The following is a 25,990-nucleotide window of genomic DNA, read 5'->3' on the forward strand; positions in this document are numbered from 1 at the left end:
CAATCCTATATCGTTGAAATTAACAGGGCCGGATAAATCCGCACGATCCGAATGGTCGAACGCCGTCGCGCGACAGACTGTCGCGCGACGGCGTTCGCATGCATGCGCGCCGCAACCGGCGCGCCGCGATTCGGCTTGCTCAGCCCAGGAAGTGCCGGGCGTAGCGGGCGTTGATGTCCGACAGCCGGAACAGGGTCAGGAAGTCTGCGCAGTTGAAGTCGGGATCCCAAGCCGGCGCACCGCAAATCTTCGCGCCGAGTCGCAGATAGCCCTTGATCAGCGGCGGCGGCGCGACGACGGTGCCCGTCTGCAGTTCGTCGACCGGCAGCGCCGTATGCGGGAACGCGCGGTATTCCGGTGCCGTCAGCGAGCTGGCAGGCAGCGACTGATACAGGTTCGCCGCATAGTGACCGCCGTCGGCCATCGACACGCTCGCGCAGCCGAGCATCGTCTCGTAGCCGTTCTGCATCATGTACGCGCCGAGACCGCCCCACAGCGCCATGATCACGGCGCCGCTGCGGTAGTCGCTGTGCACGCACGAGCGGCCGACCTCGACCATCTTGCCGCGCAGGTGCGTCAGGCGCGACAGGTCGAATTCGCCTTCCGCGTACAGACGGCCGACACGCGCGGCCTGGTGCGGCGGCAGCACGCGGTACGTGCCGACCACCTTCAGCGTGTCGAGATCGCGCACCAGCAGGTGGTCGCAATAGGCATCGAACGGATCGACGTCGAGGCCTGAGGGGCCGCTGACCTGCGCGCCCATCTCTTCGGCGAACACGGTGTAGCGCAGGCGCTGGGCCTCGCGCAACTCGTCTTCCGTGCGCGCCCAGGCGGCACGCAGACGGTACTCGGATGTGACGGTTTCAGCAGCGCGCGGCAGGTGACGCCGCGTCGTGTCGAGGGGAAGCGAGGCAAAAGGGAGCGTAGGCGTCGGCAGTTCTCGCATTAGGCTTTCCTGATCGTAAGGAATAGGACGACATGCCAGCCAATGTAGTAACCGGTCGTTACCGTTCTGTGGCACGACCGTGTCCTTTCAATGACGTGTCGCCGAATTGACTTTAGCAGAAAGCTTGCGGAACCGTACGATCAATACCTTCAAACCCCTTCACACCAGGTCCGGCGTCAACAGCGCGCGCAGCACGGCTTGACGGCTGCCGTCGCGCGTGCGGCTCGCGAGCCACACGATTCCGCCCTTCTTGATGCTCCAGCTGTCGTCGTTGCCGGCGATCAGTTGCGCGGCGACGCTGCCGAGCGTCGGCTGGTGCCCGACGATCACGACCGTCGGCGCGATGCCGTCCGGCCAGCCGGCGGCCGCCAGCACGTCGTCGACGCTGCCGCCCGGCGCGAGCGCATCGATGGTCCGGTACTGGTCGGTCAGCGCCTCTACGGTCTGCACGGTGCGTGCCGCCGGGCTCACGAGGATCACGCTGCTCGACTCGAGGCGGTTGCGCAGCCATTTGGCCATCGCCTGCGCTTCCTTGCGCCCGCGGGCCGTCAACTGGCGTGCGAGGTCGTTTGCCGCGTAGTCTTCGGCTTCGGCGTGGCGCCACAGGATCAGGTTCATCATGATATCTCTCCATGCGTCGGCGAACGATCCGGTCGCGCACGTGCGTGCCGGACGATCATCATCCTCATTGTCGCCAATCGTGAGCGGTTCGTGATGATGTGCGCCGTATGCATATCGTGATTGACCCGGCTACCCATTAGACGATAGAATCTTTGGCTCGTCGGAGCGTAGCGCAGCCTGGTAGCGCATCTGATTTGGGATCAGAGGGTCGTAGGTTCGAATCCTATCGCTCCGACCAAAGGAATCAAGGGGTTAGCTGATGCTAACCCCTTTTTCTTTGGTGTACTGCCGAGTCGTTGCGGTAATCTGCGATAGATACTGACATTCAGCACACCGGTTGCCTCTGACGCAACCTGCCTGGGGTCTCGCCCACCATCGATGACCGGATGACCGCGCGCGCATTCCCGTTCGAGCTTCCGTGTTGTTGTCGACGTAGTGCTCGGATACGCACAGGCCACCCCGATCCGCAGCAATCGATCGCATCAATTCGATGCCCTGCCGCTGCCTGTCTTCGGTGCGACACGTCGGACACCCGCGCCCCTTCAAGATTTCCGTACCCCATGCCATCCACTCGTGCCCCCGGTCGCACTGAAATGGGTAACGAGCCTGAATACGTTGATACAGGGACGCGAGACATCTGCCGCCGTGCTCTGCCGCCTTCGTTTGTAGCTCACAAGTCCGTCTGGCCTTCTCCGCCCATTGACAAAGCATTCTTGACACCATGCCTTACGCAAGATGTCGTAGCCCGCGGCCTCCCATTCGTGTACCGAACCGCATCTGAATCGATATTTCGCCATCCGGCCATCGTAGACGGTCGATATGCACTCGCCACCACGCTCTTGCGCACGATCCTGTATTGGCTTCAGCCCACCTTGATGTCGACGCCGCTCGGATCGTCGTTCGGTTGAGCACTTTGCGCACCAGTGACCATCCAAGACCGAAGCAGCCGTGGCTTCGAATTTATGACTTGCGGCACAGATAAAGCGGTAACGCGTATTTCTCCCGCGATACCGCTTACTCAGACACTGACCGCCTGCTTGATGGGCGATGTCGCAATTACGGATCAGGGTTTGCTTAATCCCGCACTGATGACATGTTAATGGCCCGCGGCGTCCGCGTACCCTGAGCATAAAACTCGCTCCGGACATTGAGGAAACGTGCTTGTCCGCGCACCGGAATCGATACTGATGATGCACGGTATGCCACTTGCGGTCGAGCGCTACAAAACCCGCGTCCGCAAGGTAAGCCCGAAGCATTTCGAAACGTTCGTCACGGGTCGTCACGGAAACAAGGTCTCGCTACCAACACACCAAAGAATAGAGGGGCATCTAGCATCAAGGCATCGGCCCCGTATAGGGACGGAAAACTACATGTCGCCGTTCAATATTTCGGTCGAAGCGCACTCGGTCGCGCTTACTACCAGCACCAGCAGTACAACTTCATTTGCCATCTTTCGGAACATGTTGTTCTCTGTCGCTTAGACCTCGATATACGATACCGACTGTGACGCCACCAGCTTCGGCGGCGTTGGACATGCGCACCGACAGAGGTCATCACTCAGCGCCGATTGTCGGCCATCCGGTCCGGTGCTCGAATGACGTGGTCCGTCGCACTCAATCACGCCGAGTGTCTTGCACACCGGGCACCATACCGGATCGTGTTCATACGCTTGTTCGCGACCGTGCAGAATGTCTTGTCCGTCACCACCCTGCACGATGCCTCCGACGGTCGTCGTGTCACCCTTCACGATGTCGTAGCGTCGCATGTTGCCCCCGCTCAGACTGCGCCAGGCCGCAGTCGCAGACTGTTCAGCAGTGTGTCCCACGTTTGCAGCGCGCCGGCCTCGTTGACCGGTGACGTCGCCTCTTCAGGTTTCAAGTCGGGGCTGCTCGCACCGAGCAGCAACTGAATAGCCGTATGCGGTTTCGCCAGTGTGCTCGGATCGCCCGACGCGAGCAGGTAGAAGCGGTAGGACGTGATTTCGCCTTCCTTCAGCGCGAACAGGACTTCCTCGGCATCCATCCCGGCCACCGTGCGTTTGCCTTGTCGCAGGATGCGGTAACTGCCGCTCGACACGCGATCCATCTGCGCGCGCAGGGCGGGCAACGTCTTGGTCAGGGATTCTTTCTGGTCCGCGTTCACTGAATCGCGCATCTTAATGACGAGCAGCGCTGGCCGTCCCGGCATCAGCGCGAACGACTGGCTGACTTCTTCGGGATAGGTCGACGAGCCCGTAGCAATTCCGCCGTCGAAGCAGAATCCCGATTCGGTCGGCACCGACCAGTTATCGCGCGCCTTGATGCGACGATAGAGGTCGGTGTAAACAGGCTCGAACTTGTCCAAGCCACTTGAGCCAAATGACCCAGTTGTATGGAACAGGGTGTTGTTTTCATAAATATATCCTTCCGTATCAAATGGAAGGGTAACTCCTTCCGTATAAGCATCTTGATACGCAAAAACTTTTGAAAGCTTTGTTGGGTATAATGCCCTTTCAAGCCATGCATGATTCGTTTTTTTGCCGGTACCGGGGTCGGCGCGCTTTCCCGTTTTTAATTTATTTTCCAACCCATCAACCTTGCCCTGATAAGTTGCAGTCGATACGTTGTGCTGCGTTTCCAGCTTATCTCCCCAAAATGCGTATCGCTGATTCGTGATTTCGCTTGCCACTGGCCGGTCGAACACGAAGCGACCGATGCACCACGGGCGCGACTTGGAAAGCAAAGGATTCGTCATAGTCGGTTCACCCGAAAACGTTATCGAACAGGCGCACACGCCCGCCACTAAAAACAGAAGTCGGCCAAGTCGCGTCAGCATGACAGCTCCGGCACATCCTGCGCGATTTGCACGATGCTGTAGAGCAACGCCCAGCGCGCCCACGGATGGTTATAGCTTTCCTGATGCACGTAGCCTCCTTGATCAAAGACCATTTGTACGCCGTGGGCCGCGCTACCTTCTGCGCCGCGGGCTGGGGCCTCCGCCGACCAGACCGGCACCGTTCCGTCACCTGGCACGATGCCATTTTTTTCGGGATCGGGCGCGTCGCTGCCTGGCGGCAGCTTCGCTACCTTCTGCACCTCGAATTCGATGGTGACATTGCGCGAGTCCAAGTGCACGCGCAGCGTGCCGGTATGGGAATCGTCGTGCTTCTCACCCAGGAACCGCGCGGCGCGCAGTTCTTCCTCCGTCACGTCGGGCGGTATATTCCCTTTCCAGATCACCGTGCCCCATGCCAATAGATCGTCGAGCTTCTCGCTTTTCTCGATCTTAGGTTTTCCGTGGCCGTCGCTCGATGCGGTTGATTCCTTGGGTGTCAGCGCCCCATCCCCATATGCTACGTATGTTTTATCGTGGTAAGTATTTATTATTTTTCTCTGATTTTCAACCACAACCTTCATAACGCTTTTGAAATTGTCAAATACAGATGTCTTTATTGGCATGCTGTCGAGTCGCTCTTTGATGATTCCTGCTGGATCGAGCAGCGAAGCCGATTGCTCGGGTACCAACCCGTACCAATTCGAATTGGTATAGATCTCCTTGTAAGCACCTCCTTCCTTCGGAAACTTCATCACCGGAGTGCCGTCAAGCCGCGAAAAGATCCACCATGCCTCCCCGTTGTGGTAATCCGGCATCGGCAACAGCTCAAGCGGTCCCGGCGCATTCGCCGCCACCGCTACGAACTCGTCTGCATCGCTCCCGAGCAGGGCACCGTTGATGAAACCGTTCACCCCGCCCTCGCTGCCGCCTCCTGTGCGGAACCGCTTCGCCGCGATTGGCGCCCCGGTCGCCGGCAGCACGTTGTGGAATACACCGTGCATCAGGTCCGCTCCACCGTGCATCGCGATCGCCATTCGTGCGACTAGCCCGCCCATCGAGTGCGTGAGGATAATCGCCTTGCCGCTATGGTTCTCCTCGATGATCTCCCTGATGCCCATCAGGCGCGCCGTCTTGCCGGTCTTCTTGTCCTTGAAATCCGTGCCATCAATCACCTGTTGTGCCGATTTTTCATTCGATTGCAGCCAGTTGTACCCAATTGCGTACACTCGGTACTGGTATTTCATGAAGTGCTTGAATACCTCCGAGTCTTTTGCGATCGCCTGCCCCCGGCCTTGCGCGCCGACGCCGATCGACCCGTAGTCGGCCGGCTCCGTGTCCAGCAGCGGCTTCAGCGCCCACTTCTTGCCGTCGGGGTCGCCTGCAATCCAGGGCCCTTTATGCTTCCCCAGATGCATCGGCTCGTTCAGTTGCTCCTGCAGCCACGCCAACATGGGTTGATAGCTCGACCGATACACTGAGCCCCAACCCCGCCGAATGGCCTCCTTCTCGTCCACGTACTGGTCTGGTTCAGCATCCTTTTCGTGCTTGCCGGCGCTGACCGGCCCGAACGGGGTGACGGCTGCCAGGGTCGGGTCGAACAGCTTTTCCCGCGTGGACGCGCCCTTGAACCACAGGCCGATCAGTGCTGGCAATGCGCCCGCCTTCCCAAATAGGCCGTCCGTCTCCGGTGCAAAGAACATCTCGTCACCGGTTTCGGTGTTCACCAACGGCGAGCCCATCACGCCTGGCAGGAAGATCACCGGAATGATTGGCCGCACGTCGCACAGCAGTTCTTTGGAGCGCGTGTCACTCGCCGGCGTCAACGTAAAATGCCCGACCGACGCCCCGTCCTTGTCCGTGCGACCAGCCTGCTGGACGACTTCGTTCTCGGCATCGTCACTGAACGGCGATCCGCCGCCGGATTGATCTGTGTTTTCGCTCATCGTTGTTCTTCAAATTCGCGCGTCGGTTATCGGATTCATGCTGCAGGACCGTTCGGCTTCGGCCGCAATGCGCGCACCGCCAGCTTCTCGATATCCTCGCTCTTCTGCTCGGCCACGTGCCCCAGCTCGTTCGTCATCCCACTGAGGCGTGTGCCGTCACCGCGGATCAGTTCGTACGGGTGGTTTTTCATCACCTCTCCCGTGATGCGATCGCGCAGCACATACGGATCGTTAAACTTGGCCTGCGGCAGGCTGTTCATATGCTGCGCAATCGAACTCGGCCCCTGACGGCTGAGCGACGCCGATTTGATCGTGCGCGGGCCTTGCGTGCCGTCTTCAATGCCAGCGGCCACCCACCGGGTGTACGAGCCGCCCGCCTTGATGATGATTTCATCGGCATCGAGCACAATGCGCTTGGCCTTCACGGTCACGTCTTTGCCGGCATTGACGTTCACGTCATCCGTGTTGGCCGACAGCTTGATCGGACCTTTCGCGGTCACGAAGTACGCACCGAGTTTCTGCGCGAAGAAGCTCACCTTTTCCGCAGCCGCCACGACGAACGACTTGCCGGTCGCAACGTACGTGTTCTCGTTACTGACGACGTTGACCTCTTTCTCGGCGACGATATGCGTCGAGCTGTCCGCGATCAGTGCAATGTCTTTCGGCGTCGATACCAAGATGTTCGGCTGCGCAAATCCGTTGGCGCTGCCCGTACCACCGCCTGCCGTCACGCCGCCCGACGTATCGCCCGATACCGGGTGCTGGATATCCTTCGACAGCGCCTTGAGCGCATCCTGTCCGATTTGCAGCGATTCCGCCTGAGCAGTCGTGCTTGCGCTGGACAGCGACTCGACCAGCATTCCTGCCTGCTGCAACTGCGATCGCGCCTCGTCCACGCCCATCTGCTCATCGTCGTAGGATTTCGAGTGCGCACTGATGGACAGTCCCTTGCTAGCACGAACCGCACCGAACTCGTCGGCGTGCAAGATGAAACCCGCACCCAAGTACTGCCCCCGCGTATTGCCGTCATGCTTGATCAGGTAGCCCTGCGTCAGCGCCGCATAACTCTTGCCGGTATAGCTGACCAGCCGCGTCCCGCTTTGATTCGTGGAATCGTCATGGACGAACGAGTTGTAGGCGCCCGTCTTGCCGAACCCCTCCGACTTGAACCCGGACAGCAACGCGTTCGAATGCCATTGGGACGGAGTCGTCCCACCATTGATCCGACCCAACACAAACGGCTTGTCACAATCCCCGTTCCAGTAACCGACGATGACCCATTCCCGCGCCCTCGGCACGTGAACCGCTCCATAACCGTTACCGGTATCGGATTGAAGCGACGACAGCAGCGGTGAGGAGTTGAAGGCGTCCTGTGGATTCTTGCGATCCCATGCGAAATGCACCCTGATCTGGTTCCGATCGTTCGTCCACGCTTCCGCGCCATCCGGGGTCGCGACAAGCGCGTGTTCGATCGACATGACCGGCTTCGGATGATCCAGCGGACTCCGGTATTCGACAGCCGTGGGTTGCGCCTCGACTTCGAGCACGAAAAATCCTGCCGAACCATCCGCCTCATGCCCCAGCGTCTTGAATCGCTCACGGTGAATCGCCTGCTGCTCGGCCAGCGTTGCGCGAAGACTTTGCGGAAACTCGGCCGTCTGCTGGCCGATCGGAACGTTGTTCTCGATGAACCATCGCGCCTCGACCACCAGAAACTCTCGCTTCTTCGAGTCGCCATCCTCGTGGCGAGGATGACTGTTCAACACGAACCGCAAACCAGCATCGAGCCACCGCACGCCGCCTACGCCGAAATACCGGCTTGCGCGCGCATCCCACACCTGCACTCGCCGTTGCGCTCGCGCCTCGCCATTGTCCGAACTGGAATAGCCGTAAGCCGTCGATTCATAGACCGTCATCGGCGCATCAGGAACGCTATGCTCAACTTTCTGGCGGCGCTCCTCTGCGACATAGCTTGTCGCGGCAAGTCCACTCTCAACCTGAAAATTGGACGCGGGTCGCTTGTAATCAAAAGCACGCGACATATAACGCGTGCTCTGCATCGTCTGCACCGCAGCCCAATGGGCGAAACCGTCAGATTCGTTGCTCTCGTTCGCCCGAATGAATTCAACTGACTTTGCGTCGGGAAGTGTCGAGACGCGGTCAACGATGACGAGCGTCGTCTTGGGGGCGTCACCTTCGCTAACGTTTTCGTGGACCCAGTAGAAATACCAACCCTCGGCTTCGGCCAGGCGGTTCACGAAGTGAAGATCGGATTCGCTTTGCCTGCACCACGAACGCTTGGCAGGATCGGACGACAGCGAGAAACGGTACTGTCCGCGTAGCTGCGGATACCGATCAAACACGTCAGAAACGATTTCGCGAGCATCTTTCTCAAGCCAGCCTTCTTCGTTGTGGGTTTTCTCAAGGAAGGCCAGCGCCGACGAAAACTCGATCTGGTACGTGGAAAGACCACCGTTTCCGCCCAAATAGGCGACCCGATGCACGAAACCATGGACCGGACGATAGACAGGGACAGCAAACAGGGCCGTGACTTGCTGAATCTGTAGAGTGACAGGCTGGTGCATCAGCGACAGCAGCGCGGTGTCGTCGCGCGTCGACGCAACGTCGATAGTGTATGAATAGTCACGCCCGATTCTGGCCGATCCGCGCGCACGTAACGGCACCAGCGCATTCTCGCCGAGCGGCGTATTCAGCATTAACAGTCGCCCCTGCTGCAAAACGCCCTTACTGATCGCCTCGTAGAGGTCGCGAAACTTCAGGTCCCCGAGTGCGGACGGTCTGATATCCATTTTCGTTATCTCTCTCAGGTTCGACCGTCAAAACAGTGACGCAAAGACGGTCAGCCATCGCGACAGCAAGTCGCTCGCGCGATTTTATTCTAAAGTCTGAGAAATATGATTCGGCCTGACAGAATTTGATGCCCGGTTGCCCAGCGAAGCGGAGGCTCGCGTTCAGACACGATCTGCGACAGCGAGTCGTTTGCTTCCAGATGCCGAACAGCCCCTCCTCTTCCATCAACCGATGGACGAAATTCCAGTCATCTTCACACTGTGTACAGTACGATCTCGACGGAAGCTGCTTGGACAGCGCGAAGTCAAATCGACCCTTCGCCTGCGGATGCACGTTGAATACATCGCGGAGAATCTCGTCGATTGGCTTGTCCTGCCAGATGCGCTGATCGCGGGGAAATTTCAGAAAATGCATCCATGATGCGAAGCTGATCTGGTCAGTCCACCTTCCGATCCCAGCTTTCGCACTGCATAGACATACCCGTTGCGGGAAAGATACGAGCGATCTGCCTGCTGAATCCAGAGGGTGACAGGCTGACCGATCAGTTTTTTCAGTTCGAGATCGCTGCGCGTCGACAGGACGTCGAGCACGAAATCGAAATGTCGACCGAGCCGGGTGCACCCCACTGCGCGCTGGGACAGCTCGGTCCCATCGATACTAAAGGGTGTGGATCATGCTTGCCGCGCTATCGAATGGCCGCACTGCCCCAATAACATCAATCGCAACCGACTCCGTATAGTCGTCCGAAGCCATCCTGCCCCTCGACGCGGACACGGGGCGACGGTTTGCCCGCGTGGGCGCCGGCGCGATGGATCAGTGCTCCCAGCCTCCACGCTTGCCCCCTTTCACTTTATTCGCCCCGCGCCCGGACCGTCGGCTACCGTTCCGTCCGCCGCCCCCCCCCCGCGCACGAAACTTGCTGGAACACGCGATAATGTCCGCGACCAACCCGCAACCGCGCATGAAAAACCACGTTTTCAAGACCGCCCTGCTCGTCGCGCTGCTCGCATTCGGCGCATTCGGCGCGTCCGGCGCCGCGTCCGCCAAGTCGCTCGACGACTCACTGGACTGCCATTCGAACGGCCATAAATTCGTCGCGCCGCTGCTCGCGGCCGGCGACATTCAGTCGGAGCCGATGCACGTCGAAGCGAATTCAGTGAACGCGTTCCGTACGAACCATCCGCTGACCGCCTACGGCTTCGGCGTATACGTCGTGCTGGGCTACCAGGCGAACGACCCGATCTTCCAGCCGGGCGACGGCACGCCGATCGGTAACTGGGCGTACGGCGTCGTGGTACGCGGCACGAAGGGCGCGGTCGAGCAGGCCGTGCGCAAGGCCGGCAGCGACGCGACCGTCAAGCAGGCGTTCCCGTTCCTGACCGCGATCGTGTGCTCGGACTGAGCACGTCGTCAAGAAAGCGGCGCGAGCGCGCCGCGTCGGCTCAGGGCGGTCAAGCGCCCGTATAAACCACGCGATACGGAATGCCGACCTTCTCCCACTCGGCCGCTTCCTGGCTGAGGCTGTAGTCGGTCAGCGGGTTCTGCTCGACCCATGCGCTCGGCAGGCGCACTTCATACCCGCCCTTCTTCATCTGCGACACGGAAATGTCCGGCAGCCCCGCATCGGTCCGACGCCGGCACAGCAGCGCGGCCAGCCGCAGGCAGAACAGCAGCGGCCATTCGACCTCGCGCGCCTGCGACAACTTGCCGAGCTTGCCCGCATGCCCGAGCACGAGCGCGGCAAGGCGCGCCTGGTCGGTGCGCGAGAAACCGGGCATGTCGGCATTGCTCGCGATATACGCCGAATGCTTGTGATACGAGCTGTGCGAGATCGACAGGCCGATCTCGTGCAGCGCGGCGGCCCAGCCGAGGAACATCCGGCCTTCCTCGCGTGCTTCTTCATCGGATTCATCGAGCTCGTCGTAGAACCGCACGGCCAGTGCGCCGATGCGCTCGGCCTGCGCGCGATCGACGCCGTAGCGGCGCGTGAAGCCCTCGACGGTCACCGCGCGCATGTCCTCGTGCTGGGTCCGGCCGAGCAGGTCGTACAGCACGCCGAGACGCAGCGCGCCATCGGTGGTGTCGACATAGTCGACACCGAGTTCCTCGAACACGGCGAGCATGATCGCAAGCCCGCCGGCGAGCACCGGCACGCGATCGGGCTTCAGCGCGATCAGCTTCAGCCGGTTCACGTTCTCGGACTTGATCAACGCGCGCTTCAGGCGTTCGAGCCCGCCGCGCGAAATGCCGTGCGTGACGCCCGCGTCGTTGAAGCCGTTCGCCTCGACGAGTTCCGCGAGCGCACGCGCGGTGCCGGACGAACCGATCGCCTGGTCCCATCCGGCCTTCTTGTACTCGCTGGAAATGATCTGGATCTCGCGCTTGGCCGCAAGTTCGGCCTGCCGCATCGTGTATTCGTCGACGTTGCCGGCCGGGAAGAACGCGCGGCTATGGCTCACGCAGCCGATATAGAGACTCTCCATCACGATCGGCGTGTAGTGCGAGCCGATGATGAATTCAGTCGAGCCGCCACCGATGTCGACGACGAGCCGCTTGCCGGCGCTCGCCGGCACCGAATGCGCGGCGCCCGCATAGATCAGGCGCGCCTCTTCGCGGCCCGCGATCACTTCGATCGGAAAACCAAGCGCCGCTTCGGCCTCGCCGAGAAATTCGCCCGCGTTCTTCGCGACACGCAGCGTGTTGGTCGCCACCGCGCGCACATGATCGGGATGGAAATCGCGCAGGCGCTCGCCGAACCGCTTGAGCGCCTCCCAGCCACGCTCCTGCGACGCGCGATCGAGCATCTTGTCGCTCGACAGGCCCGCGGCCAGCCGAACGGGCTCGCGCAGCGCATCGACGGGATAGATCTGGCTGCCCGCCGGCGTTTCCTCGACGCGCCCGACGATCAGCCGGAAGCTGTTCGAGCCGAGATCGACGGCTGCCAGCAAGTGGGGGGATGTAACCATCACAAAGGAGCTCCGTGCGCGTTCGCCCGCGGCAGCCGTTCCGGCCACGCTGGACGATCAATCAAAGGCGACATTTTAAGCGTGGAACGCTTGCCGTTGCCACGCTTCACGGGCATGTACACGGGTAGATTGTATATGGCCGAAACATTTATGAGACGAAACGGTTCCGGCGTAGAATTTCCCGATATAAATACACCACCGTCATCAACACGTCATCGTACCGTGAGAGTTTCCGAGCGTCCTTTCGAATCATCGCCCGAATCACCCCCTACTCTGCCGATGTCCGTCCGTTATCCGCTTCTCAATCGTGAACTCGGCATCCTCGGTTTCAACGAGCGCGTGCTGGCCCAGGCAGCTGACCCGCACATTCCGTTGCTCGAGCGACTGCGCTTCATCTGCATTACGAGCAGCAACCTCGACGAGTTCTTCGAAGTCCGGATGGCCGGCCTCCAGGAACAGATCCGCGACAACCCCGGTGCACTGACGCCCGACGGCATGTCGCTGCAGCACGCCTACGATCTCGTCGTCGAGCGTGCGCAACGGCTCGTGCACCGCCAATACACGATGCTGCACGAAACCGTGCTCCCCGCGCTCGAACAGGAGGGCATCTACTTCCATGCGAGCGACACGTGGAACGACGAGCAGCTCGAATGGGCGCGCCGCTACTTCCTCGATGAACTGCTGCCGGTGCTGACGCCGATCGGCCTCGATCCCGCGCACCCGTTCCCGCGCGTGCTGAACAAGAGCCTGAACTTCGTCGTCGAGCTCGAAGGCCGCGACGCGTTCGGCCGCCAGGCGGTGATGGGCATCGTGCAGGCGCCGCGCGCGCTGCCGCGCGTGGTGCGCATGCCGCAGGCGCTGTCGGGCTTCGAGCACGGCTTCGTGCTGCTCAGCTCGTTCATGCAGCGCTTCGTCGGCGAACTGTTCCCGCAGCTCGTCGTGAAGAGCTGCAACCAGTTCCGCATCACGCGCAACAGCGAGCTGTTCGTCGACGAAGACGAAATCACCAACCTGCGCGTCGCGCTGCAGGGCGAACTGCCCGCGCGCCACCTCGGCAACGCGGTGCGGCTCGAAGTGTCGGCGGACACGCCGGCGCATATCGTGCGCCGCCTGCTCGAGGAAGGCCTGCTCGGCGAGAAGGACTGCTATCGGGTGGCCGGCTCCGTGAACCTCGTGCGGCTGATGCAGATCCCCGATCTCGTCGATCGCCCCGACCTGAAGTTCGCGCCGTTCGCCGCATCGATCCCGCCCGCGATCGTCAACACGCCGACGATGTTCGACGCGATCGACGACGGCGACATCCTGCTGCACCATCCGTACGAAAGCTTCCAGCCGGTGCTCGAACTGCTGCAGCAGGCCGCGAAGGACCCGAGCGTCGTCGCGATCAAGCAGACGATCTACCGCACCGGCACCGATTCGCCGCTGATGGACGCGCTGATGGAAGCCGCGCGCAACGGCAAGGAAGTGACCGTCGTCGTCGAACTGCTCGCGCGCTTCGACGAGGAAACCAACATCAACTGGGCGTCGCAGCTCGAAGCCGTTGGCGCGCATGTCGTGTATGGCGTGGTCGGCCACAAGTGCCACGCGAAGATGATGCTGATCGTGCGGCGCGTCGTGAAGGACGGCAACGCATCGCTGCGTCGCTACGTGCACCTCGGCACCGGCAACTATCACCCGCGCACCGCCCGCCTCTATACCGACTTCGGGCTGATGACGGCCGACCAGAAGATCTGCGAGGACGTCCACCACGTGTTCCAGCAACTCACCGGGATCGGCGGCGAGCTGACGCTGCACGAGCTGTGGCAGTCGCCGTTCACGCTGCATCCGCGCATCATCGAATCCATCCGCGCGGAGATCGACAATGCGCGCGCCGGCAAGCGCGCGCGCGTGGTCGCGAAGATGAACGCGCTGCTGGAGCCGTCGGTGATCGCCGCGCTGTACGAAGCGTCGCAGGCCGGCGTCAAGGTCGACCTGATCGTGCGCGGCGTGTGCGCGCTGAAGCCGGGCGTGCCGGGGCTGTCGGAAAACATCACGGTGCGCTCGATCGTCGGCCGCTTCCTCGAACACCACCGCATCTACTATTTCCACGCGGGCGGTGCCGAGGACGTCTATCTGTCGAGCGCCGACTGGATGGACCGCAACCTGTTCCGCCGCGTCGAAGTCGCGTTCCCGGTCCGCGAGCGCAAGCTGAAACGCCGCGTGATCGCCGAAGGGCTGTCGGTCTGCCTCGGCGACAACCAGTCGGCGTGGCTGATGCACAGCGACGGGCACTACCGCCGGCGTCGCGCGGGCAAGACGATCCGCAACGCGCAACTCGGGCTGCTTGCGAAGTTCTGTTCGTAGGCACGCACGCGGTACGCACGGCTCGCGCGCCGCGCAACAAGCAAAAAAGCACAGCCCGCGGGCTGTGCTTTTTTGCTTCGAACGGAGCATCGAGGCAACGCCCCGGCCGGCGTCACACGCTCACGCTTCGAACGCGGCCGGCCGGATCGCGATGATCCGCGAGCCCGGGAAGCGCGCGGTGAACGTGCTGCCGCGCCCTTCCTCGCTCTGCACGTACAGGTGCGAATCGTGCCGCTGCAGCACGTGCTTGACGATCGCGAGGCCGAGCCCCGTGCCGCCCGTATCGCGCGAACGGCTGCGGTCGACACGGTAGAAGCGCTCGGTCAGCCGCGGCAGGTCGGCGGCCGGAATGCCGAAGCCGCTGTCGGTGACGGAAAACACGCCCTGCGCGCCCTCGCGCCGCCACGACACGACGATCTTGCCGCCGTCCGGCGTATAGCGGATCGCGTTGGTGACGAGATTCGCGAACGCACTGAATACTTCGGTCTGCGCGCCGGTGACGCCGAGCGTCTCGTCGATCGAGAACGCGATCTCGTGATGCCCGTTCGACAGCGTCTGCGCATCTTCCTTCAGATGGTCGAACACGGCACGCATGTCGATCGCGTGATCCATCGGCGGCTTGCTCTCTCCTTCGAGCTTCGCGAGCACCAGCAGGTCGGTGACGATGTGGCGCATGCGCGACGCCTGCTGCTCCATCATCTCGAGATAGCGCGCGCGATCCTCCTCGTTCAGCGGCAGTTCGCGCATCGTCTCGAGGAAGCCCGACAGCACGGTGAGCGGCGTCTTCAGCTCGTGCGACACGTTGGCGACGAAGTCGCGCCGCATCGCGTCGGTCCGCTCGAGCTCCGTGATGTCCTGCGTGAGCAGCAGCTTGCGGTTCTCGCCATACGGAAACACCTGCACTTCCAGCACGTTCTGCCGCGAGTCGCCCATCCCGCGCATCACGAGCGTCTCGTCATAATGCTGTGCGTTCAGGTAGCGGACGAAATCCGGATGACGCACCAGGTTCGTGATGTGCTGGCGCAGGTCGCGTTTCGCATCGAGGCCGAAATGCACCTCGGCGATCGCGTTGCACCACTCGATCTGATCATGGTCGTCGAGCATCGCAACGCCGTTCGGCGACGCCTGGATCGCCTGGATGAAGCGCGAATGCTGCTGCTCGACCTGCCGCACCTGCGCGTGCCACTGCTTCGCGAGCTTGTGCAGCCGGTAGTAGATTTCGCCCCAGATGCCGGGTGCGCTCGGCACCTCGCCGTACACGGGTGCATCGAGCAGACGCCACAGGCGTTGCGTATGGAAGGTGCTGAAGAAGCCCTGCGCGACCAGCATCACGACCGCGAACCCGAGGGCCGCGATCGGGCCGGCGAACACGCCGACCAATACGCTGATCAGCACGAGCAGCACGAGCGACACGAGAAAGCGCGCCCAGATGATGTTCATGATTCAGCGCCCGAAAGAATGAACGGCATGCCGCGGCACACGGCATGTCCGGATACGTTACGCGTGCTTGGCGAGCCGGTAGCCGCTGCCGCGCACGGTCTCGATCATCGCATCGCAGCCGGCCGGTTTCAAGGCCGCGCGCAATCGTTTGATGTGGACGTCGACGGTGCGCTCTTCGACGAACACGTGATCGCCCCAGACCTGGTCGAGCAGTTGCGTGCGGCTGTGCACGCGCTCCGGATGCGTCATGAAGAAATGCAGCAGGCGGAATTCGGTCGGGCCGAGATCGAGCTTGATCTCGCTGCCGTCGCCGTGCGCGGCGACGCGATGCGTGGCCGGGTCGAGGCGCAGCCCGTTGATCGACACGACATCCTCGGTCAGCTGCGGCGCGCGGCGGCGCAGCACGGCCTTGATGCGCGCCATCAGCTCCTTCGGCGAGAACGGCTTCGTCACGTAGTCGTCCGCGCCGATCTCGAGGCCGAGCACCTTGTCCTGCTCGTCGCCGCGCGCGGTCAACATGATGATCGGGATGTGCTTGGTCCGTTCGTTGTTGCGCAGGTCGCGCGCGAACGCGATACCGGACTTGCCCGGCAGCATCCAGTCGAGCAGCACGAGATCGGGCAGCACATCGCTGATCAGGTTCTGCGCCTGCTCCGCGTTGTACGCGCGGATCGGGCAGTGACCGGCATGCTGGAGATTCACCGAGATCAGTTCGGAAATCGCGGGCTCATCTTCAACGACGAGAATGTTGCTGGGCATCGGCACCTCTGTTCTTCCTTACGGAGTCGATTAACTGTTGGCTTCGCGATCGAGCGTGTCGCGCGGCTGGTGCCGCACGTCGGTGCCCTTCACGATGTAGATGATGAATTCGGCGATGTTCTTCGCGTGGTCGCCGATCCGCTCGATCGCCTTCGCGATGAACAGGTACTCGAGGCCGACCGAGATCGTGCGCGGATCTTCCTGCATGTACGACACGAGCTTGCGCACGAACGCACGGAATTCCAGGTCGATTTCCTTGTCGTCCTTGACGATCTGCGCGGCCGCCACCGTATCCAGGCGCGCGAATGCGTCGAGCGCGCGGCGCAGGATCGTCACGGCCATCTCGCCCGACACCTTGATCTCGGCGATGTTCACCGTGCGCGCGGCCGGCTCGTCGATCAGGCGGCGCACGCGCTTCGCGATCTTCTCGGCCTCGTCGCCGGCACGCTCGAGGTTCGTAATCGTTTTCGAAATCGACATCAGAAGGCGCAGGTCGCGCGCGGCAGGCTGCCTCCGCGCGATGATGTTGCCGCACTCCTGGTCGATGTCGACCTCCATCGCGTTCAGCGTTTCCTCGGCCGTGATCACCTTCTCGGCCATCTCGCGGTCGAATTCGTTGAGCGCGCGCATCGCGCCGACGATCTGCGACTCGACGAGGCCGCCCATTTCCAGCACCTTCGACGACACGGCATTCAGGTCCGCGTCGAACTGGCTCGACAGATGTTTATCCGACATGGTTGTTGTTCTCCGTCATCAGCCGAAACGGCCGGTGATGTAGTCTTCCGTTTCCTTGCGCACCGGCTTGATGAAGATCTTTTCGGTTTCGCCGAATTCGATCAGCTCGCCCAGGTACATGTAGGCCGTGAAGTCCGAGCAGCGCGCGGCCTGCTGCATGTTGTGCGTGACGATCACGACCGTATAGTCGCTCTTCAGCTCCGCGATCAGCTCTTCGATGCGCCCGGTCGAGATCGGGTCGAGCGCCGAGCACGGCTCGTCGAGCAGCAGCACTTCCGGACGGATCGCAATGCCGCGCGCGATGCACAGACGCTGCTGCTGGCCGCCGGACAGCCCGTAGCCGCTCTGGTTCAGCTTGTCCTTCACCTCGTTCCACAGCGCGGCCTTGGTCAGCGCCCACTCGACGCGGTCGTCCATCTCCGAGCGCGTGAGCTTTTCGAACATCTTCACGCCGAACGCGATGTTGTCGTAGATCGACATCGGGAACGGGGTCGGCTTCTGGAACACCATGCCGATCCGCGCGCGCAGCAGCGAGATGTCGCGCTTGCTCGTCAGCAGGTTCTCGCCGTCCATCATGATTTCGCCTTCGGCGCGCTGCTCCGGATAGAGCGCGTACATCTTGTTGAACGTGCGCAGGAGCGTCGACTTGCCGCAGCCCGACGGGCCGATGAACGCCGTCACCTTCCCTTCGGGAATGCGCAGGTTGATGTTCTTCAGCGCGTGGAACTTGTTATAGAAGAAGTTGAGGTTGTTGACCTCGATCTTCGCGTTCAGCGGCGCCAGCGGACGGCCGTGCGCCGCATCGTGCGTGCCGGCGGGCGCAGCGGTGCGCTCGACGGGATTCAGGTGGCTTTCTGCCATATTCATCGGATTGCTCCGCCGTTACTTTTTCGAGAAGACCGAGCGCGCCAGGACGTTGAGTCCGAGCACCCCGAGCGTAATCAGGAACACGCCCGCCCATGCGAGCGACTGCCATTCCGCGAACGGGCTCATCGCGAACTTGTAGATCGTGACGGGCAAGTTCGCCATCGGCTGGCTCATGTCCCACGAGAAGAACTGGTTCGACAGCGCGGTGAACAGCAGCGGCGCCGTTTCGCCGGCGATCCGCGCGATCGCGAGCAGCACGCCCGTCACGATCCCGCCGACCGATGCGCGCAGCGTGATCTTCAGCACCATCCGCCACTTCGGCGTACCGAGCGCGACGGCCGCTTCGCGCAGCGCGTTCGGCACGAGCTTCAGCATGTTCTCGGTCGTGCGGATCACGATCGGGATCTGCAGCAGCGCGAGCGCGATCACGCCGGCCCAGCCCGAGAAGCGCCCCGACTTCGCGACGACGATCGCGTACACGAACAGGCCGATGACGATCGACGGCGCCGACAGCAGGATGTCGTTGATGAAGCGGATCGTGCTCGCCAGCAGGTTCTTCTGGCCGTATTCGGCGAGATAGACGCCCGCGAGAATGCCGATCGGCGTGCCGACCAGCGTGCCGAAACCGCACAGCAGCAGGCTGCCGACGATCGCGTTCGCCAGGCCACCGCCCGCGGTGTTCGGCGCCGGCGTCGATTCGGTGAACAACTGCAGCGACAGGCCGCCGACGCCGAGATGCACCGTCGTGTAGAGAATCCACACGAGCCAGAGCAGCCCGAATGCCATCGCGCCGAGCGACGCGGTGAGCGCGATCGCATTGGTGATCTTGCGCTTGCGCTGCAGGCTGTTGCGCATCGCGTCGAGGACGGCGCCGTCCGGCCCCGGGAAATTCATGATGGGCTCGCTCATTTCTTGCCCTCTCCCTTCTCGAGACGCAACAGCAGCAGTTTGGAGATGGCCAGCACGATGAACGTGATCACGAACAGGATCAGGCCCAGTTCCATCAGCGCGGACGTATGCAGGCCGGGTTGCGCTTCCGCGAATTCGTTCGCGAGCGCGGACGTGATGCTGTTGCCCGGCGCGAACAGCGACACGCTGTCGAGCAGGTTCGTGTTGCCGATCACGAAGGTCACGGCCATCGTTTCGCCGAGCGCGCGGCCGAGGCCGAGCATCACGCCGCCGATCACGCCGGTCTTCGTATAGGGCAGCACGACCTTCCACATCACTTCCCACGTCGTGCAGCCGATCCCGTACGCCGACTCCTTCAGCAGCACGGGCGTGACTTCGAACACGTCGCGCATCACCGACGCGATGTACGGGATGATCATGATCGCGAGGATCACGCCTGCCGCGAGAATGCCGATACCGATCGGCGCGCCGGACGTCAGCGGACCGAGGACCCACACGTCCTTGAAGATTCGGCCGATCGGCTTCTGGAAGTATTCGGCGAAGATCGGCGCGAACACGAGCAAGCCCCACATGCCGTACACGATCGACGGAATCGCGGCGAGCAGCTCGATCGCGATGCCGAGCGGACGACGCAGCCACACGGGCGACAGCTCGGTGAGGAACAGCGCGATGCCGAAGCTGACCGGCACCGCGATGACGAGGGCGATGATCGACGTGACGATCGTGCCGTAGATCGGCACGAGCGCACCGTAGACATCCGAGTTCGGATCCCACTCGGATTGCCACAGGAAGCCGGCGCCGAACTTCAGGATGGTCGGCATCGACGCAAAGATCAGGGAAACGATGATCCCGCCCAGCAGCAGCAGGGTCACGATCGCGGCAAGCCGTGCGAGGCCGCCGAACACAACGTCGCCGAGACGGCTCGGCGCGCGCTGCTGCGCGACGTCGGCGGACCGGGAGGACGTATAGGAAATATCAGACATGGGCGCCTGTTCTGAATCGCCGGGCGCCGTGACGCCCGGCCTTACCGCACACACTGCCCGGCCGGCACGGCCGGGCAGTGAACCGCTGCTTGGCTTACTCGGCGGCGACCGGTTTGCCCGATGCGTCCGTCACCTTCGTCTTCCATTGCTTGCGGATTTCCGCTTCGACTGCCGCCGGCAGCGAGATGTAGTCGAGGCTGTCGGCTGCCTTCTCGCCGTTCTTGAACGCCCAGCTGAAGAACTTCAGCGTTTCGGCGCCCTGCTCCGGCTTGTCCTGCTTCGCGTGCAGCAGCACGAACGTCGCGCCGACAACCGGCCATGCTTCCTTGCCCGGCTGGTTCGTCAGGATCTGGTAGAACGACTTCGACCAGTTCGCGCCGGCAGCAGCGGCCTTGAACGTTTCGGTCTTCGGCTCGACCACGGTGCCCGTCGAGTTCTTCAGGGCCGTGTAGATCATGTTGTTCTTCTTCGCATACGCCCATTCGACGTAGCCGATCGCGCCCGGCAGGCGCTGCACGAAGGCCGCGACGCCGTCGTTGCCCTTGCCGCCCGTGCCCGTCGGCCAGTTGACCGTCGTGCCTTCGCCGATCTTCGACTTCCACTCGTCGTTGACCTTCGACAGGTAGTTCGTCCAGATGAAGCTCGTGCCCGAGCCGTCAGCGCGGCGAACGACCGCGATGTCCGTATCCGGCAGCTTGACCTTCGGGTTCAGCGCGGCGATCGCCGGGTCGTTCCACTTCTTGATCTTGCCGAGGTAGATGTCGCCGAGCACCGGGCCCGACAGCGTCAGTTCACCGGCCTTCACGCCCGGCACGTTGATGACCGGCACCACGCCGCCGACCACCGTCGGGAACTGGAACAGGCCTTCCTTCGCGAGGTCCTCATCCTTCAGCGGAGCGTCCGAACCGGCAAAATCGACCGTCTTCGCATTGATCTGCTTCAGGCCGCCCGACGAACCGATACCTTGGTAGTTCACCTTCGCGCCGCCGGACTGCTGGTAGTCAGCAGCCCATTTCGTATAGATCGGCATCGCGAACGTGCTGCCTGCGCCCGTGATGTCGGCGGCTTGCGCGGCGACTGCGAAAAGCGCGCCAGCCAGGCCGGCAATCGCGGTTTGCATCAATTTCATGAGACCTCCAGTGTGTGAGCGGATGACTACGGCACCGCGAAGGTTAGGGGCTCCTCATGACGGTAATGTGACAATCGATGAAACTGGCGTGACAGTAACATGACTGGTTGAAAGGGTATATCGGGCCCGGTGCGGGCGGCCGCGCAGGCGCGGCGCGACGGGAACGGCGGCAAGAATTGCCGGTCGGGAAGGGACGGCATGCGCACCCTCCGAGCGGGGGTGCGGGCGATCATTTCGCGGCGTGCAGAGGCGGTAATGCGCTCCCCTGCACGCCGCCGCAACTCAGGGTCGGATGACTTCTTCCGTCAGACGAAATCCGTGCCGAAGCTCCCTCTATCTAATAGCGCAAACCTTTGCGTCTGACGAATTGCGGCGCCCGAAGGCGCCGCAATTCGAATCACCGCCGGGACGACGCGCACACGGCCGGACCGTCGCGCGCCGTTACCGATTCGGATCAGCTCGTCGCCACGCGCACCGCGTCGGCGATCGCTTCCGCGTGACGGGTCGCGTCGGCCGCATGCTGCGCCTCGACCATCACGCGCAGCACGGGCTCGGTGCCCGACGCGCGGATCAGCACGCGGCCGCGGCCGGCGAGCGCGCTTTCAGCCGCGTCGATCGCCGCGCGAATCGATGCGCTGCCCTTCCAGTCCGCGCCCGGCTTCATCCGCACATTGATCAGCTTCTGCGGGAACAGCGTGACGCCGTCGAGCATCTGCGCGAGCGTGCGGCCGCTGCGCTTGAGCGCGGCGAGCACGAGCAGCGCCGACACGATGCCGTCGCCGGTCGAATGGCGGTCGAGCGACAGGATGTGGCCGGAGCCTTCCGCGCCGAGCTGCCAGCCGCGCTCGCGCAACTGTTCGAGCACGTAGCGGTCGCCAACCGCCGCGCGCACGAACTGCACGCCCTCGCGCTGCAACGCGACCTCGACCGCGAGGTTCGTCATCAGCGTGCCGACCGCGCCGTCGACCTTGCCGGCGGTTGCGATCCGGTCCTTCACGAGCACGTAGAGCAGCTCGTCGCCGTTGTACAGCCGGCCCGTCGAATCGACGACCTGCAGGCGGTCCGCATCGCCGTCGAGCGCGATGCCGAGATCCGCATGGTTCGCGCGCACCGCGCGCACCAGTGCATCGGGCGCCGTCGCGCCGACACCGTCGTTGATGTTGAAGCCGTTCGGCGCGACGCCGATCGGGATCACGTCCGCGCCGAGCTCGTGGAACACGTGCGGCGCGATCTGGTAAGCGGCGCCGTGCGCGCAGTCGATCACGAGCTTCAGCCCGCGCAGGTCGTATGCGGCCGGGAACGTGCTCTTGCAGAACTCGATGTAGCGACCGGCCGCGTCGTCGAGGCGGCGCGCCTTGCCCAGCCGGTCCGACGATGCACATTCGAGCGGCTTGTCGAGCCAGGCCTCGATCGCGGCTTCGGTATCGTCGGGCAGCTTGTTGCCGTCCGCGGAGAAGAACTTGATGCCGTTGTCCTGATACGGGTTGTGCGATGCGCTGATCACGACGCCGGCCGACAGGCGCAGCGCGCGCGTCAGGTACGCGACGCCCGGCGTCGGCATCGGGCCGGCGAGCATCACGTCGACGCCGGCCGCCGAGAAGCCGGCCTCGAGCGCCGCCTCGAGCATGTAGCCCGACACCCGCGTGTCCTTGCCGATCAGCACCGTCGGACGCGCACCCGCCGCGACGCCGGCCGTGCCGGCCAGTACCTTGCCGGCCGCATAGCCGAGACGCAACACGAAATCAGGCGTGATGGGCGCCTCGCCCACCGTGCCGCGAATGCCGTCCGTGCCGAAATATCGACGTCCCATGGCGAACCTTCCTCCTTCGTCTTTCCCAGTTTCGACTTATCGTTGCCGCGCGGCTTCGCGCACGGCATTCCAGACCTTCAACGCGTCGACCGTTGCCGCGACGTCGTGCACGCGCACGATCGCGGCACCGCGCCCGACCGCGCACAACGCGGCCGCCACGCTCGCCGCGACGCGCTCCGTCGGCGGCTTGCCGCCGATCACCGCGCCGAGCATCGACTTGCGCGACATGCCCGCGAGAATCGGATACGCGCGCCCGTCGGGTCGCGCGGGCGCCGTGTCCGGCAAGGCGGCCAGCAGCGCGTAGTTGTCGTCGACCACCGCCTTGCCGAACCCGAAGCCCGGATCGACGCAGATCCGTTCCGGCGCGATGCCCGCGTCGCGCAGCGCCTGCGCGCGTCCGGCGAGAAAGTCGCGCACGTCGGTCACGACGTCGCCGTAGTCGGGCTCGCCGACCTGCATGGTCTGCGGCTCGCCGAGCATGTGCATCGCGCACAGCCCGCTGCTGCCCTCGCGCACCGCGTCGATCGCACCCGGCTGGCGGAACCCCCAGATGTCGTTGATCAGGTCCGCGCCGGCCGCGAGCGCCGCGCGCATCACCGCCGGCTTGTAGGTGTCGACCGACAGCGGCACGTTCAGCGGCCGCAGCGCCTCGACGAGCGGGATCACGCGCGCGAGCTCCTCGTCGAGCGGCACGGGCGGCGCGCCGGGGCGCGTCGACTCGCCGCCGATGTCGATCAGGTCGACGCCTTCGGCGATCATCCGCTCGGCCTGGCGCAGCGCATCGTCGCGCGCGAGGAAGCGGCCGCCGTCGGAAAACGAATCGGGAGTCGCATTGAGGATGCCCATCACGAGCGGGCGTTCGAACGTCAGCGAGAAACGGCCGCACTGGAGCGGCGCGGGAATGAACGCGGAAACAGCGGAATCGGACACGGGCGGAAGGCGTTGATGAATGCAAAACGGGCCGGTGTGAAGCCACACCAGCCCGTGAACGTTGCTACAGCGGGGGTCAGGCCGGCGAAGCAGGCGCCGGCGCGTTGCCAGGCTTCACTTCGGCGGTGGTGCCGCCGCCCGACGAATCGCCGCCGACAGCCGGCGAGCTCTTCGGCGAGCGCGGCGGACGCCCTTCCATGATGTCGTTGATCTGATCGGCGTCGATCGTCTCCCACTCCATCAGCGCGGCCGTCATTGCCTCGACCTTGTCGCGGTTCTCTTCGAGCAGGCGGCGCGCAAGGCCGTACTGTTCGTCGAGCACGCGGCGGATTTCGCCGTCGACCTTCTGCTGCGTCGCTTCCGAGATCGTGCGCGTGAAGCCGCGGCCGAACGGGCCGTTGTCGCTCTCGTCGTCGACATAGACCATCGGTCCGAGCGCATCGGTCATGCCGAAACGCGCCACCATCGCGCGCGCCGTCTGCGTCGCCTTGTTGAAGTCGTCCGACGCACCGGTGCTGACCAGGTTCAGGAACAGCTCCTCGGCCACGCGGCCGCCGAACAGGATCGCCAGGCGGTCGAGCAGGTAATCCTTCGAGTACGTCTCGTTGTCATGCTCCGGCAGCTGCCACGTGACGCCCAGCGCGCGACCGCGCGGGATGATCGTGACCTTGTGCACCGGGTCGGCCTTCGGCAGCAGCTTCGCGATCACCGCGTGGCCCGACTCGTGGTAAGCCGTCGCGCGCTTCGCTTCTTCGCGAATCACCGCCGACTTGCGCTCCGGACCCATGAAGATCTTGTCCTTCGCGTCCTCGAAATCCTGCATCTCGACGATGCGCTTGCCGCGGCGGGCGGCGAACAGCGCCGCTTCGTTCACGAGGTTCGCGAGATCGGCGCCCGAGAAGCCCGGCGTGCCGCGTGCGATGACCGCTGCGTCGACGTCGTTCGCGATCGGCACCTTGCGCAGGTGCACGCGCATGATCTGCTCGCGGCCGCGGATGTCCGGCAGCCCGACATAGACCTGGCGGTCGAAACGGCCCGGACGCAGCAGCGCCTTGTCGAGCACGTCGGAACGGTTGGTCGCGGCGATCACGATCACGCCGGAGTTCGCCTCGAAGCCGTCCATCTCGACCAGCATCTGGTTCAGCGTCTGCTCGCGCTCGTCGTTGCCGCCGCCCATGCCGGCGCCGCGATGACGGCCGACCGCGTCGATTTCGTCGATGAACACGATGCACGGTGCGTGCTTCTTCGCCTGTTCGAACATGTCGCGCACACGGGCCGCGCCGACACCGACGAACATTTCGACGAAGTCGGAACCCGAGATGCTGAAGAACGGCACCTTCGCTTCACCGGCGATTGCGCGGGCGAGCAGCGTCTTGCCGGTACCCGGCGGGCCGACGAGCAGCACGCCGCGCGGAATGCGACCGCCCAGCTTCTGGAATTTCTGCGGATCGCGCAGGAAGTCGACGAGCTCGGACACTTCTTCCTTCGCTTCGTCACAGCCCGCGACGTCGGAGAAGTTCACCGCGTTGTTGTTCTCGTCGATCAGCCGCGCGCGCGATTTCCCGAACGAGAATGCACCGCCTTTGCCGCCCCCCTGCATCTGCCTCATCATGTAGAACCAGAACACGATGATCAGGATCGTCGGCCCGAGGTAGTACAGCGCGGACATCAGCGCGTTCGGCTCGTCGTCCGCCTTGCCGCTGACCTGCACGCCGTACTTCATCAGATCGCCGACCATCCAGATGTCGCCGGGCGACACGATCTGGTATTTCTGGCCATCAGCCGGAGTGACGGTGAGGTTGCGCCCCTGAACGATGACGTTCTTGACCTTGCCGTTCTTGGCGTCGTCCATGAACTGCGAATAGGACACACCTTCCTGGACGCGGGGCTTGTCGAACTGCTTGAACACCGTAAACAGCACCAGTGCGATCACCAGCCACACTGCTGCCTTCGAAAACATATTGTTGTTCAAAGCACCACTCCT

General features: G+C 63.2%; 19 protein-coding genes, 1 tRNA gene and 1 pseudogene. 3 read left to right on the top strand and 18 right to left on the bottom strand.

Translation table 11 applies throughout. From position 1 onward, the window contains the following. Positions 1-139: 139 nt before the first annotated feature. Both DIE22_RS14830 and sixA read right to left on the bottom strand, forming a co-directional pair. Positions 140-946, bottom strand: a complete 807-nt coding sequence (locus DIE22_RS14830) for a GNAT family N-acetyltransferase (RefSeq protein ID WP_040143919.1) — start codon at positions 944-946, stop codon at positions 140-142. Between the two features lie 159 nt (positions 947-1,105). Next, positions 1,106-1,567, bottom strand: a complete 462-nt coding sequence (gene sixA / locus DIE22_RS14835; RefSeq protein WP_124502187.1) for a phosphohistidine phosphatase SixA — start codon at positions 1,565-1,567, stop codon at positions 1,106-1,108. A 161-nt stretch (positions 1,568-1,728) separates the two neighbouring features. Between sixA and DIE22_RS14840 the strand changes: the two genes are divergently transcribed. After that, a tRNA-Pro gene (locus tag DIE22_RS14840) sits at positions 1,729-1,805 on the top strand. 1,239 nt (positions 1,806-3,044) lie between these two features. Here DIE22_RS14840 and DIE22_RS14845 read toward each other — a convergent pair. From DIE22_RS14845 to DIE22_RS14865, 5 genes and pseudogenes are all read right to left on the bottom strand, one after another. Next, positions 3,045-3,332: a PAAR domain-containing protein gene (locus DIE22_RS14845; protein ID WP_124502164.1), complete on the bottom strand. Its 288-nt coding sequence runs from the start codon at positions 3,330-3,332 to the stop codon at positions 3,045-3,047. 11 nt (positions 3,333-3,343) lie between these two features. Continuing rightward, positions 3,344-4,300: a T6SS immunity protein Tli4 family protein gene (locus DIE22_RS38220; RefSeq protein WP_185640618.1), complete on the bottom strand. Its 957-nt coding sequence runs from the start codon at positions 4,298-4,300 to the stop codon at positions 3,344-3,346. A 74-nt stretch (positions 4,301-4,374) separates the two neighbouring features. Next, positions 4,375-6,324: a triacylglycerol lipase gene (locus DIE22_RS14855; protein WP_124605402.1), complete on the bottom strand. Its 1,950-nt coding sequence runs from the start codon at positions 6,322-6,324 to the stop codon at positions 4,375-4,377. Between the two features lie 35 nt (positions 6,325-6,359). Next, positions 6,360-9,134 carry a type VI secretion system Vgr family protein gene (locus DIE22_RS14860; RefSeq protein ID WP_124605403.1) on the bottom strand — a complete coding sequence of 925 codons (2,775 nt, stop codon included), beginning with the start codon at positions 9,132-9,134 and terminating at the stop codon, positions 6,360-6,362. A gap of 190 nt (positions 9,135-9,324) precedes the next feature. After that, positions 9,325-9,770, bottom strand: a pseudogene (locus DIE22_RS14865) (phage late control D family protein); the annotation flags it as partial. Between the two features lie 326 nt (positions 9,771-10,096). On the opposite strand from DIE22_RS14865, the gene DIE22_RS14870 reads away from it, so the two are divergent. Beyond that, entirely contained in the window at positions 10,097-10,537 is a 441-nt protein-coding gene (locus tag DIE22_RS14870) for a hypothetical protein (RefSeq protein ID WP_124499605.1), read from the top strand. A gap of 49 nt (positions 10,538-10,586) precedes the next feature. Here DIE22_RS14870 and ppx read toward each other — a convergent pair whose 3' ends face one another. Then, positions 10,587-12,101 (bottom strand): exopolyphosphatase, encoded by a 1,515-nt coding sequence (gene ppx, locus DIE22_RS14875; protein WP_124499604.1) that lies wholly within the window; start codon positions 12,099-12,101, stop codon positions 10,587-10,589. A 279-nt stretch (positions 12,102-12,380) separates the two neighbouring features. On the opposite strand from ppx, the gene ppk1 reads away from it, so the two are divergent. Continuing rightward, on the top strand, positions 12,381-14,444 hold the full coding sequence (gene ppk1, locus DIE22_RS14880) for a polyphosphate kinase 1 (RefSeq protein WP_124499603.1): 2,064 nt from the start codon (positions 12,381-12,383) through the stop codon (positions 14,442-14,444). A gap of 120 nt (positions 14,445-14,564) precedes the next feature. On the opposite strand, the gene phoR is transcribed toward ppk1, so the two are convergent. The 10 genes from phoR to ftsH all read right to left on the bottom strand — a co-directional run bounded on the left by phoR (position 14,565) and on the right by ftsH (position 25,978). Continuing rightward, entirely contained in the window at positions 14,565-15,884 is a 1,320-nt protein-coding gene (phoR, locus tag DIE22_RS14885; protein ID WP_124605404.1) for a phosphate regulon sensor histidine kinase PhoR, read from the bottom strand. Positions 15,885-15,941: 57 nt separating this feature from the next. Further along, complete coding sequence (gene phoB / locus DIE22_RS14890; RefSeq protein WP_006750313.1) at positions 15,942-16,643, bottom strand: phosphate regulon transcriptional regulator PhoB; 702 nt, start codon at positions 16,641-16,643, stop codon at positions 15,942-15,944. A 30-nt stretch (positions 16,644-16,673) separates the two neighbouring features. Beyond that, entirely contained in the window at positions 16,674-17,378 is a 705-nt protein-coding gene (phoU, locus tag DIE22_RS14895; protein ID WP_124499601.1) for a phosphate signaling complex protein PhoU, read from the bottom strand. Positions 17,379-17,396: 18 nt separating this feature from the next. Continuing rightward, a complete protein-coding gene (gene pstB / locus DIE22_RS14900) occupies positions 17,397-18,245 on the bottom strand; it encodes a phosphate ABC transporter ATP-binding protein PstB (RefSeq protein ID WP_124499600.1) in 849 nt (282 codons plus the stop codon). Positions 18,246-18,260: 15 nt separating this feature from the next. Further along, positions 18,261-19,154 carry a phosphate ABC transporter permease PstA gene (gene pstA, locus DIE22_RS14905; protein WP_124499599.1) on the bottom strand — a complete coding sequence of 298 codons (894 nt, stop codon included), beginning with the start codon at positions 19,152-19,154 and terminating at the stop codon, positions 18,261-18,263. Then, positions 19,151-20,137: a phosphate ABC transporter permease PstC gene (pstC, locus tag DIE22_RS14910; protein WP_124499598.1), complete on the bottom strand. Its 987-nt coding sequence runs from the start codon at positions 20,135-20,137 to the stop codon at positions 19,151-19,153. Before pstC ends, pstA begins: the two co-directional genes overlap by 4 nt. A gap of 94 nt (positions 20,138-20,231) precedes the next feature. Continuing rightward, on the bottom strand, positions 20,232-21,266 hold the full coding sequence (pstS, locus tag DIE22_RS14915) for a phosphate ABC transporter substrate-binding protein PstS (protein WP_124499597.1): 1,035 nt from the start codon (positions 21,264-21,266) through the stop codon (positions 20,232-20,234). Between the two features lie 454 nt (positions 21,267-21,720). Then, positions 21,721-23,076: a phosphoglucosamine mutase gene (glmM, locus tag DIE22_RS14925; protein WP_124499596.1), complete on the bottom strand. Its 1,356-nt coding sequence runs from the start codon at positions 23,074-23,076 to the stop codon at positions 21,721-21,723. Between the two features lie 36 nt (positions 23,077-23,112). Next, a complete protein-coding gene (gene folP, locus DIE22_RS14930) occupies positions 23,113-24,054 on the bottom strand; it encodes a dihydropteroate synthase (protein WP_124499595.1) in 942 nt (313 codons plus the stop codon). Positions 24,055-24,082: 28 nt separating this feature from the next. Then, entirely contained in the window at positions 24,083-25,978 is a 1,896-nt protein-coding gene (gene ftsH, locus DIE22_RS14935) for an ATP-dependent zinc metalloprotease FtsH (RefSeq protein ID WP_124605405.1), read from the bottom strand. Positions 25,979-25,990 lie beyond the last annotated feature (12 nt).

The sequence above is a fragment of the Burkholderia sp. Bp9142 genome (assembly GCF_003853415.1).
Taxonomy (GTDB): domain Bacteria; phylum Pseudomonadota; class Gammaproteobacteria; order Burkholderiales; family Burkholderiaceae; genus Burkholderia.

Excerpts from the sequence above, each read along its gene's own strand:
- DIE22_RS14830 (WP_040143919.1), bottom strand. The coding sequence starts at position 946 with ATGCGAGAACTGCCGACGCCTACGCTCCCTTTTGCCTCGCTTCCCCTC.
- sixA (WP_124502187.1), bottom strand. The coding sequence starts at position 1,567 with ATGATGAACCTGATCCTGTGGCGCCACGCCGAAGCCGAAGACTACGCG.
- DIE22_RS14845 (WP_124502164.1), bottom strand. The coding sequence starts at position 3,332 with ATGCGACGCTACGACATCGTGAAGGGTGACACGACGACCGTCGGAGGC.
- DIE22_RS38220 (WP_185640618.1), bottom strand. The coding sequence starts at position 4,300 with ATGACGAATCCTTTGCTTTCCAAGTCGCGCCCGTGGTGCATCGGTCGC.
- DIE22_RS14855 (WP_124605402.1), bottom strand. The coding sequence starts at position 6,324 with ATGAGCGAAAACACAGATCAATCCGGCGGCGGATCGCCGTTCAGTGAC.
- DIE22_RS14860 (WP_124605403.1), bottom strand. The coding sequence starts at position 9,134 with ATGGATATCAGACCGTCCGCACTCGGGGACCTGAAGTTTCGCGACCTC.
- DIE22_RS14870 (WP_124499605.1), top strand. The coding sequence starts at position 10,097 with ATGAAAAACCACGTTTTCAAGACCGCCCTGCTCGTCGCGCTGCTCGCA.
- ppx (WP_124499604.1), bottom strand. The coding sequence starts at position 12,101 with ATGGTTACATCCCCCCACTTGCTGGCAGCCGTCGATCTCGGCTCGAAC.
- ppk1 (WP_124499603.1), top strand. The coding sequence starts at position 12,381 with ATGTCCGTCCGTTATCCGCTTCTCAATCGTGAACTCGGCATCCTCGGT.
- phoR (WP_124605404.1), bottom strand. The coding sequence starts at position 15,884 with ATGAACATCATCTGGGCGCGCTTTCTCGTGTCGCTCGTGCTGCTCGTG.
- phoB (WP_006750313.1), bottom strand. The coding sequence starts at position 16,643 with ATGCCCAGCAACATTCTCGTCGTTGAAGATGAGCCCGCGATTTCCGAA.
- phoU (WP_124499601.1), bottom strand. The coding sequence starts at position 17,378 with ATGTCGGATAAACATCTGTCGAGCCAGTTCGACGCGGACCTGAATGCC.
- pstB (WP_124499600.1), bottom strand. The coding sequence starts at position 18,245 with ATGAATATGGCAGAAAGCCACCTGAATCCCGTCGAGCGCACCGCTGCG.
- pstA (WP_124499599.1), bottom strand. The coding sequence starts at position 19,154 with ATGAGCGAGCCCATCATGAATTTCCCGGGGCCGGACGGCGCCGTCCTC.
- pstC (WP_124499598.1), bottom strand. The coding sequence starts at position 20,137 with ATGTCTGATATTTCCTATACGTCCTCCCGGTCCGCCGACGTCGCGCAG.
- pstS (WP_124499597.1), bottom strand. The coding sequence starts at position 21,266 with ATGAAATTGATGCAAACCGCGATTGCCGGCCTGGCTGGCGCGCTTTTC.
- glmM (WP_124499596.1), bottom strand. The coding sequence starts at position 23,076 with ATGGGACGTCGATATTTCGGCACGGACGGCATTCGCGGCACGGTGGGC.